The sequence below is a fragment of the Rhodoluna lacicola genome (assembly GCF_000699505.1).
GTDB classification, from domain to species: Bacteria; Actinomycetota; Actinomycetes; order Actinomycetales; family Microbacteriaceae; genus Rhodoluna; species Rhodoluna lacicola.
In genome coordinates this window covers 1,115,058-1,129,758 of sequence record NZ_CP007490.1, presented here as the reverse complement: position 1 = coordinate 1,129,758, position 14,701 = coordinate 1,115,058, and the positions used below count along the sequence as shown (strand labels likewise).

Here is a 14,701-nt window from a genome sequence, read left to right as displayed (position 1 = left end):
AAGGGGAGCGGTGCTAGTCAAAATCTCAAATCAACCGCGCAACTATGCGTGGGGATCACGCACCCTTATTCGCGATTACTTTGGTCCTGACTTGACCCTGGCCAGCCCAGACCAACCAGCAGCCGAGGTGTGGTTTGGCACCCACGCAGGCTCGCCGGCGCTACTTGCCGACGATAGAGCGACCACACTTCGCGATCATCTAGGCGGCCATCAGCTTTCATTTTTACTCAAAATTCTGGCCGCAGATCAACCGCTCTCCATTCAGGCTCATCCAAACAGCCAACAGGCCAAGGCTGGATTTGCTCGTGAAGAAGCACAGGGAATCGCCGTCACCGCGAGTAATCGAAATTACAAAGATGACCAGCACAAGCCAGAGATTATTGTTGCGCTCTCAGATTTTGAGGCACTCTGCGGATTCAAACCGTTGAATGAAATCGATCAACTGCTCGAGGACATGGAAACTCACAGCGGTGTATCAGAGGGCTTCAGAATAATCTCGACACAGTGGCGCAAACTGCTTCACGAGCCAGACGGTCTTCGCAAGGTTTTCAGCGACATCAGTCACCGTCGCGGCAACCTTGACGGTTTCACGGCCGAGCTAACCGCAATGGCGGATTTCGAAGCCAGATTCGCTCTTGCCGAGCGACTCAACCTTTTATATCCAGGTGATCCCGGCGTGGTCTTGGCGCTGCTAATGAATCACGTATTTCTTGAGCCAGGAGAGGCGTTATTTTTACCGGCGGGAAACATTCACGCGTATCTAAGTGGATTGGGCGTTGAGCTAATGGCTGCGTCAGACAACGTGCTGCGCGGTGGGCTCACTCCAAAGCACGTTGATATTGACGAGCTCGAGCGCGTTGTTGATTTCACTCCCGGTCGAATCCCACTGGTTGTGCCGCGTGAGATCTCATCGGGGTTGATTCAATATCAGTGCAACACCGATGACTTCTTGTTATACAAATTGGAACCAAGCGGAGAGCGCTTGATGGCCGATTTATCACTGCCCAGTGAGGCGGTAATTCTTTGCACCGCTGGGGAAATTGCGATCAGTAATAGCCTCGAGGAGCGTGTCCTTTTGCGTCGTGGTGAAGCGGCATTCATGTCAGCCGATGCGAAGTTTTTCAGCATTTCAGGCAGCGGAACCGCTTTTTTGGCCACCGGAAAGGCCTAAATAACCTATAAAAAGCCTGAATTAGTCCTTGAGGCTTAGAAATCTCAACTTGACACGGACCGAACTACAAGAGTGTAATTACAACCAAGGAATTATCCATTGAATTCCCTTGCGCTGAAGCTGGGGTTTTCGGAATAGGGAATGTAGTTATGGACAGTCGTAATCGTGTGCCAGAGAACTGGTCTATCGATCCAATTCGACTTGGTGTCGCGGGGGCGTACTCAGATTCTGAAACCGACCCACTTTCATGGCAGGCAGATGCACTTTGCTCACAGACTGACCCAGAGGCTTTCTTTCCAGAGAAGGGCGGATCAACTCGCGATGCAAAGCGCATTTGTTCGGGTTGCGAGGTAAAGGCAGAATGCCTTGAGTACGCACTTGAAAACGATGAGCGTTTCGGTATCTGGGGTGGTTTGTCAGAGCGCGAACGTCGCAAGCTTAAGAAGCGCGCTTAACCTCACGGCTTCAAGCCGTTGATTATGAAACCCTCAGTAGTAGCCGTCGTAATTTCACACGACGAGCCAGATTATTTATATAAAACTCTCAGTGCGATTAGTAATCAATCGCACGCGGTTGATCGAACATTAGTTGTTGACACTTCTACGAATTCAACCTGCATTGAAGTTGCACGTGCAGCAGGTGTGACAGAAATTCACCAGTTGCCTGCTTCAACCACTTTGGCAAATTCCGTCTCGTTTGCGGTCAAGAATTTTTCCGCTGATGAAACGCCCCAATGGATTTGGTTGCTGCACGATGACAGTGCCCCAGAACCAACCGCACTCCAACATCTCTTGCACGCGGTTGAACTGTCACCGTCTGTAGCAATTGCCGGGCCAAAGTTGGTGGACTGGAATGATCCTCGTGTTGTAAATCAACTTGGGCTTACCCTCACGCCACTTGGCGACCTATTTTCAATTGTTAGTGGTGAGCTGGACCAATCTCAGCATGATGATGCCGACGATGTCATGGCAATCGGAACAGCAGCCGCGCTAATTAGATTTGATTTGTTCAAGCAGCTTGGCGGTTTTGATACCTCGGCTCCTGAGCTAGCAGTTGATTTTGATTTTTCTATTCGCGCCCGCATGGCAGGTCATCGTGTAGTTGTTGTTCCGCAGGCAAAAGTTGCTCACGCCTCGCTAGCGATGAAAGGCAAAAGACCGCGTGGCTGGTTAGACACCTCACCAAAGGCTGCCCTGCGCCGAAGCGCCATTCACCTGCGACTAGCTTTCGCTCCGCTTCCAGTTGCGCTGCTGTTCTGGTTTTTCTTGCCGTTTATTGGAGTTGGTCGCGCCATAGGTCGCCTGGCGGCAAAACGCCCAGATCGCATATGGGCAGAAATTTCCGCAGCGCTTTGGGGTTTCTTTACGGTGGGTCGCCGACTCAGCAGTCGCTCGTCGATCGCAATGACCAGCGTGATCAAGTTTTCTAAGCTGCGCGGCTTGCGGGCCAGTTGGCAACAGGTGCGCAGCTCTAATCGGGCGGCACTCGAAAGAGAACAAAGCCAGGCGACTTTGGCGGCCTTTGAGCGCGGTGAGTTCGAGGTTGAGCAGTCTTCAAGCGCCACTGGTTTTGTAGCCTCTGGTGCGCTGTGGGTTGCAGTGGCGTTAGCGCTGCTGAGTTTTAATTTCTGGCCCACTGCCAATGCCGCCAACGGAGGAGGCTTACTGCCTCTCAGTGATTCTTGGCTGACGCTGTTTTCCCGAGCCGGTGCAAGTTTTCAGCCGATTGGCCTTGGCTACTTTGGGCCCAGTGATCCTTTTGTCTGGGTCTTGACGGTTCTTGGTTCATTTACTTTCTGGTCCCCGTCACTGGCCCTAGCGATACTTCTTTTATTAGCCAAGGCAATTGCTTTCGCTGGTGCCTGGCGGGTCATTTCGCTATTTAGTGAATCTTCTTTCGTAAGAATTTCGGCAGCCTTGGTTTATGCCCTTTGGCCAGCGCTTCAGTTAGCTCAGCAGCAAGCCAGAATTCCTGCGGTGATCGCCCAAGTAGCGTTGCCGTGGTTGGTATTTTGTGTTGCCAGAGCGGCGGGAATCGGCAGAACAAATTTCTCAACTCAGACTTGGTCATGGGTTGCGGCGTCGGGCCTTTTGCTTTTTGTTGTCGTGGCGTCGGCTCCAAACACAGCTCTAATTTTGCTGGCTGTTCTTGGCTTGGTTATTTTCAGCAGACTTTCCAAGTTTGGCTTCCTGATCTGGATCCCTTTGCCAACGGCCGCAGTTTTTGGTCCAACGGTCTTGTATTACATTTTTGAAATTGCCAAGCCACTTGCCTTGTTGGCCGATCCCGGTTTACCGCAGCAAAGTGAGCAAGCACCGATTTGGCAGTTGCTCTTGGGCGGTTCAAGCTTTGGCGCCAGCCTTCCGTCTGTTGGTCAATTTTCTAACTGGATGACTGTTCCGGTGTTGCTGATTTCATTACTGGCACTTGCAGGCCGACGCTGGGGCATGGCCTTCGTGGTTTGGGTGGCAGCCATCCTCACAGTTGCGTTTGCCTGGTTGGTGAGCAGCCTCTCATTTGCTGCGGTAGGAGTTGGTTCCACCGTCCGCTCGACTGATTTTGTGAACGGGTCACCAGCTGCCCTGCTTGGAGTTCTTGGCTTGTTGGTAGCTATTTTGTTTGCGCTGGCACTCAGTGACATAAAGCGGCCGGCTGCGCTGAAAATTATTAGCTCCGGACTGGCACTTGTTTCTCTGGTTCCGGCGGTTTTTCTTGCCGCTAGCGTTTCACCCAATTTGGAATACACCGATGGACGCGTGGTCCCTTCTATCGTGGCGGCGGAAGCCGAACAGGGCAGCGCGCTAAAAATGCTAGTGATAAATCCCGAGGTTAATTCCGACGGCACGATTCAATTTGGTGCCGAACTTGTATCTGGAGACGGTGTTCAACTTGAAGACGTGAGTCTTAGCTATCGCTTTGCCCTTGAAGAGGTTAAGCAGTCTCGAGCGGCCGAATACAACCGAATTGCTCAGCTGGTTGCAGATCTTGCATCGGCGAATGGTTCAGAACTGCAGCAGACCATTGACCAGGTCGGCATCGGCTACGTGCTTGTGCCCGATGCGTCGTCGCAAATTTCTGGGCAGTTAGCCGTTGCTCTTGATTCAGTCAAGGAGCTCGAGGCCGTGGGATCCACTGACTCGGGTCAACTATGGCGCGTGCGCGAGCCCAACCAAAAGTTGCTCAGCGCCGGTTTAACCCCGATTTCACCATGGTCAATCACCAAGGGCGTGCAGCTGGCGATTATTTTGGGCTTCGTGTTACTTGCAATACCAACCATCAATCAGCGTCGCCGAGTGACCGGTGACAGTCAGATTTTCGTTGAGGCTGGTGAAGAAAACTGATGATAAAGAAAGTCGTCATTTTGATATTCGTGCTGGCCGCCCTAATTGGTGGAACCTTGGCAGCGCCAAGCCTTAGCCTGCAGATTGGAACAGTTCCCACTCCTGCGGCGCTAGAAGTTAAGGCTCGCGATCTGTCGCTGGTTTGCCCGGGGGCACTTTTCAAAGCCGGTGGTGCTCAGGGAACGACGCTTGGAAATTTTGAGCACGTTGGACTGGTGTCATACGCCAGTCAGTTCAATTCCACCGATGGCGCGACGTTGAACTCTGGTGACGGCGTATTCACAGTTTCGGCCGCCGAGTCTGCAAAAGAAAACGTTGTTCCTAACCAGGGCTCAGAGTTACTTAACGCCAGCCAGTACCAGAATGCCGCCGGAGCAACACTGCGGGGATTGGCAGCCACAAATTGTCAGTTGCCATCAAATGACATTTTTCTTCTGGGTGGCGCAACTGCGACTGGCCGTGAAGCACTCTTGATTTTGCGAAACACCGCTCAGGTTGATTCCACTGTCAGCCTCGAGATTTTTAGCGAGGCAGGTTCCGTTGATGCGCCTGGCCTCAACGGTATTGCGGTGGTATCCGGAAAGTCCACAGTGGTTCCACTTTCGGGCATGGTGCCAAAAACAAAAAGCTTTGGGATTCGCGTAAAGGCAACCGGCGGGGCGGTTACCGCTTGGATTCAACAGCGCACCGTTCGCGGCCTGAGTGCCGGTGGTGTGGACTACGTTGCACCATCACCGGAAGCGGCCAAGCAGCAGGTCATTCCGGGAGTTTTCATCAGAGGCACCGCACAGGTTTCCAAACTCCGTGCTGCCAGTGCTGATTTTGAAGACCTTCTTCCAGTGCTGCGCGTCTACGTGCCAGGTACTGCAAATGCCACTGTGACGGTTCAGGTAGTAGGCGCGACGCCGGCGACTTTTGGCACCGTAGTTCGATCAGCCGTAAATGCAGGTTCGGTTTCGGATATCGAAATCACCGGACTCAAAGATGGAAATTACGTGGCACTGGTTTCAAGTGATGTTCCAGTGCAATCAGCGTTTCGTTTGTCTCGTGTGACGGCAACCTCTGCCCCCGACTTCACCTGGATTCCAGCGGCTCAAAAATTTACTGGTAAACGCAAGTTGACCGTGCCGAATATCGGAATTTCAAAATTTTGCATCTACAACGAAAAAACCGGTGCAGTTGAGGTAATTGAAGTAACCCCGGGTTCTACCTATTCGTTCAGCGGTAGCGAGCAACCTATTTACGCAAACCTAATCACCGATGTCGATGGCACGGTTGCAAACTTATCGGTGTTGGATCAAAAGAATGCCGGCGGAAAAGTTTCCGTCAATGTCCGCTAGCGACTAGTCGCGATATCTATCTGGCACCAGATCCCAAGGATCTTTACCAATCAGGTGCCCAACGGCCGCAAAGACATTTTCTTCAATGTGCATTCTCTCGTGTAGCGCGTCAACGCGACTGTGGTGGCCCAGGCGCTCAATCGGCAGACGATAAATAACGATGGTCATTTCTTCGCGCTTTACCGCCCAGCGACGGACTCCTTTGGAATCAGGTTTGATGGTCGGCGCATCGGCGACCTCCCACTCCAGATCAATCAGTTCCTCTGGCCAGGCATTTTTTAGGTATTCGCAGGTGCCTGAAACAATCTGCTCAAAGCTTGATTGTCGGGTGCCAGTTTGGCGCAGGTTGCTGAGCAGAGGCTGTCTAATGCCACGACCGTGACGGTCTCGATTTACGCCCCTTGGGCCCGGGTTCTCTGCCATGGCCCAATTGTAGACAGCGGTCAGCGAAAACCGGGGCCTAGTCTCAACTTGGTAAACTCGAAGCAATGAATATTGATTGGGACGCAATCGTCAAAACCTACGACGTGCGTGGTTTAGTTGGCAAATCTCTCACCACCCAAATCGTGGCTGCGCTGGCAGCGGGTTTCGTAGATGAGTTGGGCGCCGCGGGTAAAGATGTTGTGGTTGGCCACGACATGCGTGACTCGTCACCAGAATTTGCAGATGCCTTTGCCGCAGGGGCTCAGGCTCGTGGCGCAAATGTTTTGTCCATTGGACTTTGCTCAACCGATGAGAGCTACTTTGCCTCCGGTGTTCTAAACGCACCAGCTGCAATGTTCACCGCAAGTCACAACCCGGCCGCATATAACGGCATCAAGTTTTCACGAGCGGGCGCCCGCGGCATCAGCATGGACACCGGTCTAGCTGCGATTCGTGATCGCGCGAAGATTTACATGGAAACTGGAATTGACGAGGTAGAAGTTCCGGGCAGCTACCGTGACATGCACATCCTGATTCAATACGCGGCCTACCTGCGTGAGCTGGTTGATCTCTCAGACATCCGCCCACTCAAAGTTGTGGTTGACGCCGCCAATGGAATGGGTGGCATGACGGTTCCTGCGGTTCTTGGTCACGCCAGTGACCTTCCGCAATTGCCGCTTGAAATCATACCCATGTACTTTGAGCTGGATGGCTCGTTCCCAAATCACGAGGCCAATCCGCTTGACCCAAAAAACTTGGTTGACCTGCAGAAGGCGGTGCTGGAACACGGAGCCGACATTGGCTTGGCTTTTGATGGCGATGCGGACCGATGCTTTGTAATCGATGAAAATGGGCAGGCGGTAACCCCGTCGGCAGTTGCGGCTATTGTGGCCCACCGTGAGATTGCCCGCGAAAAGCGCGCCAACCCCAAGGCAGACGTCACCGTGCTGCACAATTTGCTTACCTCGCGAGTGGTGAAAGAAGTTATCGAGGCCGATGGTGCCCGCGCAGTAAAGACCAAGGTGGGACATTCGCTCATCAAAGACCAGATGGCCGCTACCAACGCTATTTTCGGCGGCGAGCACAGTGCACACTATTACTTCCGTGATTTTTGGGGTGCAGATAACGGAATGTTGGCGGCCATGCATGTGTTGGCAGAGTATGGGTCGCAAGATCAGCCTCTTTCGGAATTTGCTAAAAAGTACAATCCTTATTACTTGAGCGGCGAAATCAACTCGACCGTCTCTGATGTCGCTGCCGCCAAGGCTCGCGTGCAGGCTGCTTTCGCAGACCGCGCCGACTTTGATGAGTTTGACGGCATCACCGCAACAAATAAACAAGAGCTAGGCAAGCCTGCTGATGCTGGGAACTGGTGGTGGTTCAACGTTCGTGCCTCGAACACAGAGCCGCTGCTTCGTTTAAATGTCGAAGCCTCAACCGAGGCCGATATGGTCCAGATTCGCGACGAGGTTCTAAACCTTATCCAGCAGAAAGCGTAAGTACATGTCAAAAACCATTACCGCCTTTGATTACAAAGTTGCCGACCTCACTCTTGCCGAAGCCGGCCGCCACCAGATTCGTCTGGCTGAAAATGAGATGCCTGGCCTGATGGCCCTTCGTGCAGAATTTTCAGCTGCGCAGCCACTAAAGGGTGCACGCATTACCGGGTCACTGCACATGACCGTGCAGACTGCAATCCTGATTGAAACATTGGTTGCCCTTGGCGCTCAGGTTCGCTGGGCGTCATGCAACATTTTTTCAACTCAGGATGAAGCGGCGGCGGCCGTTGTAGTTGGTCCAAACGGAACCGTAGACAACCCATCGGGCACTCCGGTATTTGCCTGGAAGGGCGAGACCCTTGAAGAGTACTGGTGGTGCACCGACCGCATCTTTGACTGGAGCTCAGAAGCTGCAGCTGCCGGTGAAGACTTCACCGGGCCAAACATGATTCTTGATGACGGTGGCGACGCAACTCTTCTTGTGCACAAGGGTCGCGAATTTGAAATCGCTGGTTCCGTGCCAGCCACCGGTGCTGACGACAGCGAAGAGTATTCGGTCATTCTGGAACTACTTCGCGCATCTCTAAAAAATGATCCAACCCGATTCACTCGAATTGCCGGGGAGATAAAGGGAGTAACCGAAGAGACCACCACCGGAGTTCACCGTCTCTACGAATTCCACAAGCGAGGCGAACTTTTGTTCCCAGCTATCAACGTGAATGACTCGGTCACCAAATCAAAGTTTGACAACAAGTACGGCATTCGCCACTCACTTCCAGATGGCCTAAACCGCGCAACCGACACTCTTATCGGTGGAAAGACTTGCTTTGTTGCCGGATACGGGGACGTGGGTAAGGGTTCGGCGGATGCACTTCGCGGTCAGGGCGCTCGAGTAATCGTGAGCGAGATTGATCCGATTTGTGCACTGCAGGCCGTCATGGACGGGTACCAGGTTGCAACCCTTGAGTCGGTTATTGAAACCGTTGACATTTTTGTAACCGCGACCGGAAACACCGCAATCATCAAGCCGGAGCACCTGCTGCAAATGAAGCACCAGGCAATCATCGCCAACGTTGGGCATTTTGATGATGAAGTGGACATGGCTGGCATCAACCGAATTCAGGGCATCGAAAAGATTGAAATCAAGCCTCAGGTTCACGAGTGGCGTCTGCCGAACGGCCGCTCTGTTTTGATTCTGAGTGAGGGCCGCCTGATGAACCTTGGAAACGCTACCGGCCACCCAAGTTTCGTGATGAGCACCTCATTTGCCAACCAGGTGCTAGCCCAGATAGAGCTATTCACCAAGCCAGACGAGTACGAATTGGGCGTGCACATTCTGCCCAAGACCCTGGATGAAAAAGTTGCCCGTTTGCACTTGAGCGCACTTGGTGTTGAATTAACCCAGTTGACCAATGATCAGGCCCGCTACATTGGGGTGCCAGTTCAGGGACCATACAAGGTAGACCACTACCGCTACTAGAAGTTAGATACGAGGAACACAATGCCACACAAGATCCTGGTCGTCGATGACGATAACGCGCTTCGCGAGATGGTGGGCATTGTTCTTGAGTCAGAGGGCTTCAACGTTTGTTTTCACGATGCCGGATCTGGTGCCTTAGATGCTTACAAGGCTGAGTCACCAGATCTTGTGCTGCTAGATGTGATGCTTCCGGGTAAAGACGGCATCGAGGTCTGTGAAGAGATCCGTTCAGTTTCTGGAACACCAATCATCATGCTCACCGCAAAGACTGAGAGCGATGACGTGGTTCGTGGTCTAGAGGCGGGCGCTGATGATTACGTGGTTAAGCCTTTCGATCCAGTTGTTCTGTTGGCTCGAATCCGTGCGCGCCTTCGTCCGATTGCAGGCGCGTCTGAAGACACCATTCAGATTGGGCCACTCACTCTAGACATCGTTGGGCACGAAGTTCGCCGCGGAGGAGAAAAGGTTCTGCTTACTCCGCTTGAGTTCAACCTGTTGCTTACCCTCGCGGTTAAGCCAAAGCAGGTGTTCACTCGCGAAATGCTTCTGGAAACTGTTTGGGGTTATCACTACAAAGCTGACACTCGTTTGGTTAATGTTCACGTTCAGCGTTTGCGTTCAAAGATTGAAGATGATCCAGACAATCCAAAAATTGTCACCACTGTTCGCGGTATTGGCTACAAGGCTGGCCAGGGCTAAATGAAATTACGAGCCGCCATCGATTGGGCGCTCGGTCTTTTTCGCCGATTCCTTCAGGTTCGAGCTGTCTTTACGACCGTTGTGCTTTCAGGCATTGCGCTGCTAATCGTAGGAGGCTTTCTCTCTTACTCAATCGGAAACGGTCTTTATCAAACTAGAGTCACGCAAATCCTTTCCGAGTCCGAGCGCGGCGTGGTAGAAGTTCAGAACACTTTCTCGGCATCCACGGTCACCGATGAAATCGCATTGCAGACTCTATTGAACTCCGTGGTTCCGTCGTTGGAGTCTTCGGGCACCATTGACTCTCGCAAAATTGCACTGCTGAGAACCCCCGGCCAGGTGGGGGCTCAAATTCTGCAGAGTCCAATTTCCGCTGATCTAGACACAGCGGTAATTCCCGCGGACCTAAAGACTCAGGTGCGTGCCTCCAGTGGAAAACTTACCTATCAGTCGGTTGGGCTGACCCAACCAAATGGATCGGTGCATCCCGGAATTGTGGTGGGCTCGCCAATTGAAATTCCATTGGCCGGAAAGTACGAGCTCTACCTAGTCTTTGACCTAAACGGAGAGCAACAAACCTTGGATTTTGTGCAGAGCATTCTGTTCTGGGGCATGCTAATTCTTTTGTTCATGATTGGTACCGTTAGCTTCTTCGTGACTAACTGGTTGGTCAAGCCGGTGCAGGTGGCTGCTGAAGTTTCTGAGGAAATTGCTGAGGGAGCGCTTGATCGCCGCCTTACCGAGCGAGGCGAGGACGTCATCGCAATTCTTGCGAGATCCTTCAACCGCATGGCTGACTCATTGCAAAAGCAAATTACAAAACTTGCCAGCGTTTCAAAAATGCAACAGCGCTTCGTGTCTGACGTTTCTCATGAGCTGCGCACACCACTGACCACTATCAAGTTAGCTGGCGACATTATTTTTGCCAGCCGTGAAAAACTTGAACCCGCGGCAAAACGATCTGCCGAGTTAATGCACGATCAAATCGAGCGCTTTGAAGTTCTGCTAAACGACCTACTTGAAATTTCTAGATATGACGCGGGTGCGGTTGCTGCCGATTTTGAAATACAAGATGTCAACGGAGTTGTTGGGTCCGCAATCGCAGGACTTGAGCCACTGGCGCAGAGTCGAGGTTCCGTCATCGAGGTAGATATCCCAAGTGGTCCGGTGGATGCTGAAATCGATGGCCGTCGCATTGAGCGATTGATTAGAAATCTATTGGCGAACGCAATCGAGCATGGAGAGAGCAGGCCTATCGGTGTTGCAGTTGGCATGAGTGACTCGGCTGTTGCGATCAGCGTGACTGATTCAGGTATTGGCATGAGTCGCGCCGAGGTTGACCGAGTCTTTGACCGTTTCTGGCGCGCCGATCCGGCTCGTAAGCGCACCACCGGTGGAACCGGACTGGGTTTGGCGATTTCACTTGAAGATACTCACCTGCACGGCGGTTGGTTGCAGGTCTGGGCTAAGCCAAACGAGGGCGCTTCATTTAGGTTGACACTGCCACGCCGCCAGGGGATGGTCTTCACCCAGTCGCCCCTACCGCTTCCACCGGCCAAGAAACTAAAGAAGTCGCGTCAGGCAGGTGCCAACAATGAATAAGCTCTTGAAAATTATGCTTGCCGGATTCACATCGCTGCTGCTGATTGGCACCACGGCATGTGCTCAACTTCCAAAAAGCGGAGAAATCAAGACCGGGCCAAACGTAGAGGCAGGACTTGAGACCGACTACCTCTACTACTCGCCGTCGGGGCCAGTCGAAGGAGCAACTCAAGAGGAAATCGTGCTTGGTTTCTTGAACGCTGGAACCGGACCGCAAAACGACTATGAAGTTGCAAAATCATATTTGTCATCAAGTTTCAGGGCTAAGTGGGATCCAAACAACGAGGTCTTGATTCAGGATGGCAACCCATCGATAACTTTTTCAGTCGATGATTCCGCCACGGTGGTTGTTCCGATCGCGGCGAAGATCAATGACCGTGGTCAGTACCAGGCGATGCCGGCCGGAAGTAAAGAGTTTGTTCGTATCAAGATGAGCAAAGAGGCTGGGGAGTGGCGCATCATCTCTGCGCCTAATTTGATCAGCGTGATTCGTCCGGTTTTTGACGTGGTTTTCAAGGCGTACGCCCTGTACTTCTTCGACAACCAACTCAAGCAACTAGTTCCAGATGTGCGTTGGTTCCCATCTAGGGCGTCTACCAGCACACGCCTGGTAGCTGCGCTGCTTGGTGGTCCAAGCGATTGGCTGAGCCCTGCGGTGCGTTCCACCATTCCATCCGGTACCAAACTAAGCCTTGGCACCGTGACGGTGGCCGATGGCATCGCGACCGTGGATCTGTCGTCGAAAGCGTTGGAGGCTTCTGCTTCAGAGCGCCGCTTAATGCAGACCCAGATTCGCGAGACGCTAATTCAGCTCAACAGCGTTTACTCGGTAAATGTCACTGTGCAGCGAAGCGCCCTGGATGCAAACTCTTGGAATTTCTCGAATCCACAAAACCAAATCGTAAACCCGGTGGCCATGTATTTCCAAGCCTTGGTTCACATGGATAGTTTGGGTTCGGCTGAAATCAAGGGATCAAAGAATTTACTAACCAAATACAACGCGGTCGACTTTGCAACTAACTCGCTTGAAAAAACAGTGCTACTGACAACAAAAGATGGAATCATCAAAACTGAGCTGGACAAAATTGTTCAGGAACCAAGAATCCTTGCCGCTGGCACAGGCTACCTATCACCGGTCCTAGATTCCAATGGCTACTCCTGGATAATTCCAAAGAGTGGCGAACGCCAGATTTTAGTTTTCAACGCAGACGGTAATCGAGTTCCTTTCTCTTCTGGTTGGTTAACTAACCTTGATCGACGGAGCTTCTCAATTAGCGGCGAGGGAAGCCGAATCGTGGTAGCTACCGGATCCAAGGAAAACAGTTCTGTGTATGTAGCTCCGGTAATTCGTGACAAACAAGGAAACCCAACTGGATTTGGTGCACCAATAAAACCTGCCGGCCAAATCAGCGCTCAGTCAGTCACCTGGTTGGACAACATTCGGATTGGCGTGCTTGGTGATCTGGTTGACGGATACGCTCAGCCGTTAGTTGCCATGGTTGGCGGAGGAACACGATCCCTGACTCCCATTCGAGGTGGTCAAACAATGGTTGGATCTGGTCAGGCCTCATCCGTTTTCATCCTTGACGAGGATCAAGCGATGTATCAGTTCCGGGGCTCAAACTGGGTTCTTGTGGCTACCAATGTGGACGCCCTTAGGTACCCTGGCAACTAGTAATCCACAGCTTTAGGTAGCAACCAGAAATAGTTAGTCTGCTCTGCGAGCATGCGATGTGGATATCTTTGAAGAACTGCTGAATCTTTTCCTGCCAAGCTCCTGCATAATTTGTGCAGCGACCGGTTCAAGTGTCTGTTCGGATTGCCTGCAGAAATTTAGGTTTGCGCCAAATAAAGTTTCTCGCCACCAGGTAAATCATTTGACCGGTTTCGCAACCTGCGAATACACGCCAGAGATCGCCAAGATAATTCACGAATACAAAGAGGGTCACCAAACTGCTCTTGCAAAAGTCATGACCCCTGCGATGTCTAAGGCGCTGCAAAACTTTGAGTTGGCAAATACCTATCTAGTTCCCATTCCAAGCAAGCGCAAATCATTTACGGCTAGAGGATTCGAACCGGCAACGGTTTTGGGCAAAGCCTTGGCTAGGCAGGTTGCCAAGGATTGCAAATTCCTTCTGCCGGTGAAACAGATACTTTCTTTTTCGCACTTGGTCGCCGACCAAGCGTCGCTCGGCGGTCAAGATCGACGAATCAATTTGGTGGGTTCAATGGTGGCCAAGTTGCCCAGGGATTTCGGTGACGGCCCGCGGGTGATTTTGGTTGACGACATCGTCACCACCGGGTCAACCATGGCCGAGGCCTATCGGTGTTTGACCAGCGCGGGGGTGGAGGTCATAGGTTTTGTAGCCTTTGCTGAAACCTTGCCTAGAAATCGCCAAAACGTCAGCGAGAAATCCGTTTAAGGTATACCTTTCATTCACGGGCAAAGTTGCCCGTAGATATGAGGTCATCATGGAAGTCAAAATCACAGCCCGCAACCTCACCGTCTCGGATCGCTTTCGAGAGTACGTATCCGATCGAACCCACAAAGTTGAGCAATTGGGGCACAAGGTTCAGTCACTAGATATCAAAGTGACCAGACATGACCACAGTCGAAATACCGGACCAGAAGACCAGGTTGAGCTGACCGTTTTTGAGCCCGGACATGTTATTCGCGCCGAGGCGCAGGCATCCGATAAATTCGCCGCCTTTGATATTGCTCTGGGCAAACTCTCTGAGCGCCTTCGCCGCGCAAGCGACCGTCGAAAAGTTCATCACGGCCACCACGGCTCGATTGGCACCAGTGAACTTACCGCGCACGATTTTGCCGAGTTAGACATTCGACCAGCCGATGGAGACCTGTTGCTTGGCAAGGGTGCCCCAGCTGCGGCAATTAGCGAGCCAGAGGCACCAGACATGGGCGAGAGTCCGGTGGTGATTCGCCGCAAGGAGTTTGAGGCAACACCCATGACGGTTGATGACGCCCTGTATCACATGGAACTAATCGGCCACGATTTCTACCTATTCCTAGACTCTGAGACCGGCAAGCCCAGTGTGGTGTACCGCCGCAAGGGTTGGAATTACGGCGTAATTACCCTGAATGGGTAACTCGCTCAAGCGCAGACGCTTGGTCGCCTCTGCGGGCG

The 14,701-nt window shown here is 52.4% G+C and carries 12 protein-coding genes; 11 read left to right on the top strand and 1 reads right to left on the bottom strand.

Going from position 1 to position 14,701, the window contains the following annotated elements:
* Nucleotides 1-10: 10 nt before the first annotated feature.
* From manA to RHOLA_RS07120, 4 genes are all read left to right on the top strand, one after another.
* Nucleotides 11-1,171: a mannose-6-phosphate isomerase, class I gene (gene manA, locus RHOLA_RS05575; protein ID WP_038503022.1), complete on the top strand. Its 1,161-nt coding sequence runs from the start codon at nt 11-13 to the stop codon at nt 1,169-1,171.
* Between the two features lie 149 nt (nt 1,172-1,320).
* Nucleotides 1,321-1,626, top strand: coding sequence for a WhiB family transcriptional regulator (locus tag RHOLA_RS05570; protein WP_051636322.1), 306 nt, complete (start codon nt 1,321-1,323; stop codon nt 1,624-1,626).
* Nucleotides 1,627-1,650: 24 nt separating this feature from the next.
* Complete coding sequence (locus RHOLA_RS05565) at nt 1,651-4,512, top strand: glycosyltransferase family 2 protein (RefSeq protein WP_038503017.1); 2,862 nt, start codon at nt 1,651-1,653, stop codon at nt 4,510-4,512.
* Nucleotides 4,512-5,852, top strand: a complete 1,341-nt coding sequence (locus RHOLA_RS07120; RefSeq protein WP_051636321.1) for a DUF5719 family protein — start codon at nt 4,512-4,514, stop codon at nt 5,850-5,852. The genes RHOLA_RS05565 and RHOLA_RS07120 overlap by 1 nt, the downstream gene beginning before the upstream one ends.
* A 3-nt stretch (nt 5,853-5,855) precedes the next feature.
* Here the strand turns inward: RHOLA_RS07120 and RHOLA_RS05555 are convergent, their stop codons facing one another.
* Nucleotides 5,856-6,275: a hypothetical protein gene (locus RHOLA_RS05555; protein ID WP_038503015.1), complete on the bottom strand. Its 420-nt coding sequence runs from the start codon at nt 6,273-6,275 to the stop codon at nt 5,856-5,858.
* Nucleotides 6,276-6,340: 65 nt separating this feature from the next.
* On the opposite strand from RHOLA_RS05555, the gene RHOLA_RS05550 reads away from it, so the two are divergent.
* From RHOLA_RS05550 to hpf, 7 genes are read left to right on the top strand one after another with little or no spacing between them, the layout of a single operon-like run.
* On the top strand, nt 6,341-7,774 hold the full coding sequence (locus tag RHOLA_RS05550; RefSeq protein ID WP_038503010.1) for a phosphomannomutase/phosphoglucomutase: 1,434 nt from the start codon (nt 6,341-6,343) through the stop codon (nt 7,772-7,774).
* A 4-nt stretch (nt 7,775-7,778) separates the two neighbouring features.
* On the top strand, nt 7,779-9,254 hold the full coding sequence (gene ahcY, locus RHOLA_RS05545; RefSeq protein ID WP_038503008.1) for an adenosylhomocysteinase: 1,476 nt from the start codon (nt 7,779-7,781) through the stop codon (nt 9,252-9,254).
* A 21-nt stretch (nt 9,255-9,275) separates the two neighbouring features.
* On the top strand, nt 9,276-9,953 hold the full coding sequence (gene mtrA / locus RHOLA_RS05540; RefSeq protein WP_038503006.1) for an MtrAB system response regulator MtrA: 678 nt from the start codon (nt 9,276-9,278) through the stop codon (nt 9,951-9,953).
* Nucleotides 9,954-11,555 (top strand): MtrAB system histidine kinase MtrB, encoded by a 1,602-nt coding sequence (gene mtrB, locus RHOLA_RS05535; RefSeq protein ID WP_051636320.1) that lies wholly within the window; start codon nt 9,954-9,956, stop codon nt 11,553-11,555.
* Nucleotides 11,548-13,230 (top strand): LpqB family beta-propeller domain-containing protein, encoded by a 1,683-nt coding sequence (locus tag RHOLA_RS05530; RefSeq protein WP_038503005.1) that lies wholly within the window; start codon nt 11,548-11,550, stop codon nt 13,228-13,230. The genes mtrB and RHOLA_RS05530 overlap by 8 nt, the downstream gene beginning before the upstream one ends.
* A 58-nt stretch (nt 13,231-13,288) precedes the next feature.
* Nucleotides 13,289-13,978 carry a ComF family protein gene (locus RHOLA_RS05525; RefSeq protein WP_038503003.1) on the top strand — a complete coding sequence of 230 codons (690 nt, stop codon included), beginning with the start codon at nt 13,289-13,291 and terminating at the stop codon, nt 13,976-13,978.
* A gap of 49 nt (nt 13,979-14,027) precedes the next feature.
* Nucleotides 14,028-14,663 carry a ribosome hibernation-promoting factor, HPF/YfiA family gene (gene hpf / locus RHOLA_RS05520; RefSeq protein ID WP_051636319.1) on the top strand — a complete coding sequence of 212 codons (636 nt, stop codon included), beginning with the start codon at nt 14,028-14,030 and terminating at the stop codon, nt 14,661-14,663.
* Nucleotides 14,664-14,701 lie beyond the last annotated feature (38 nt).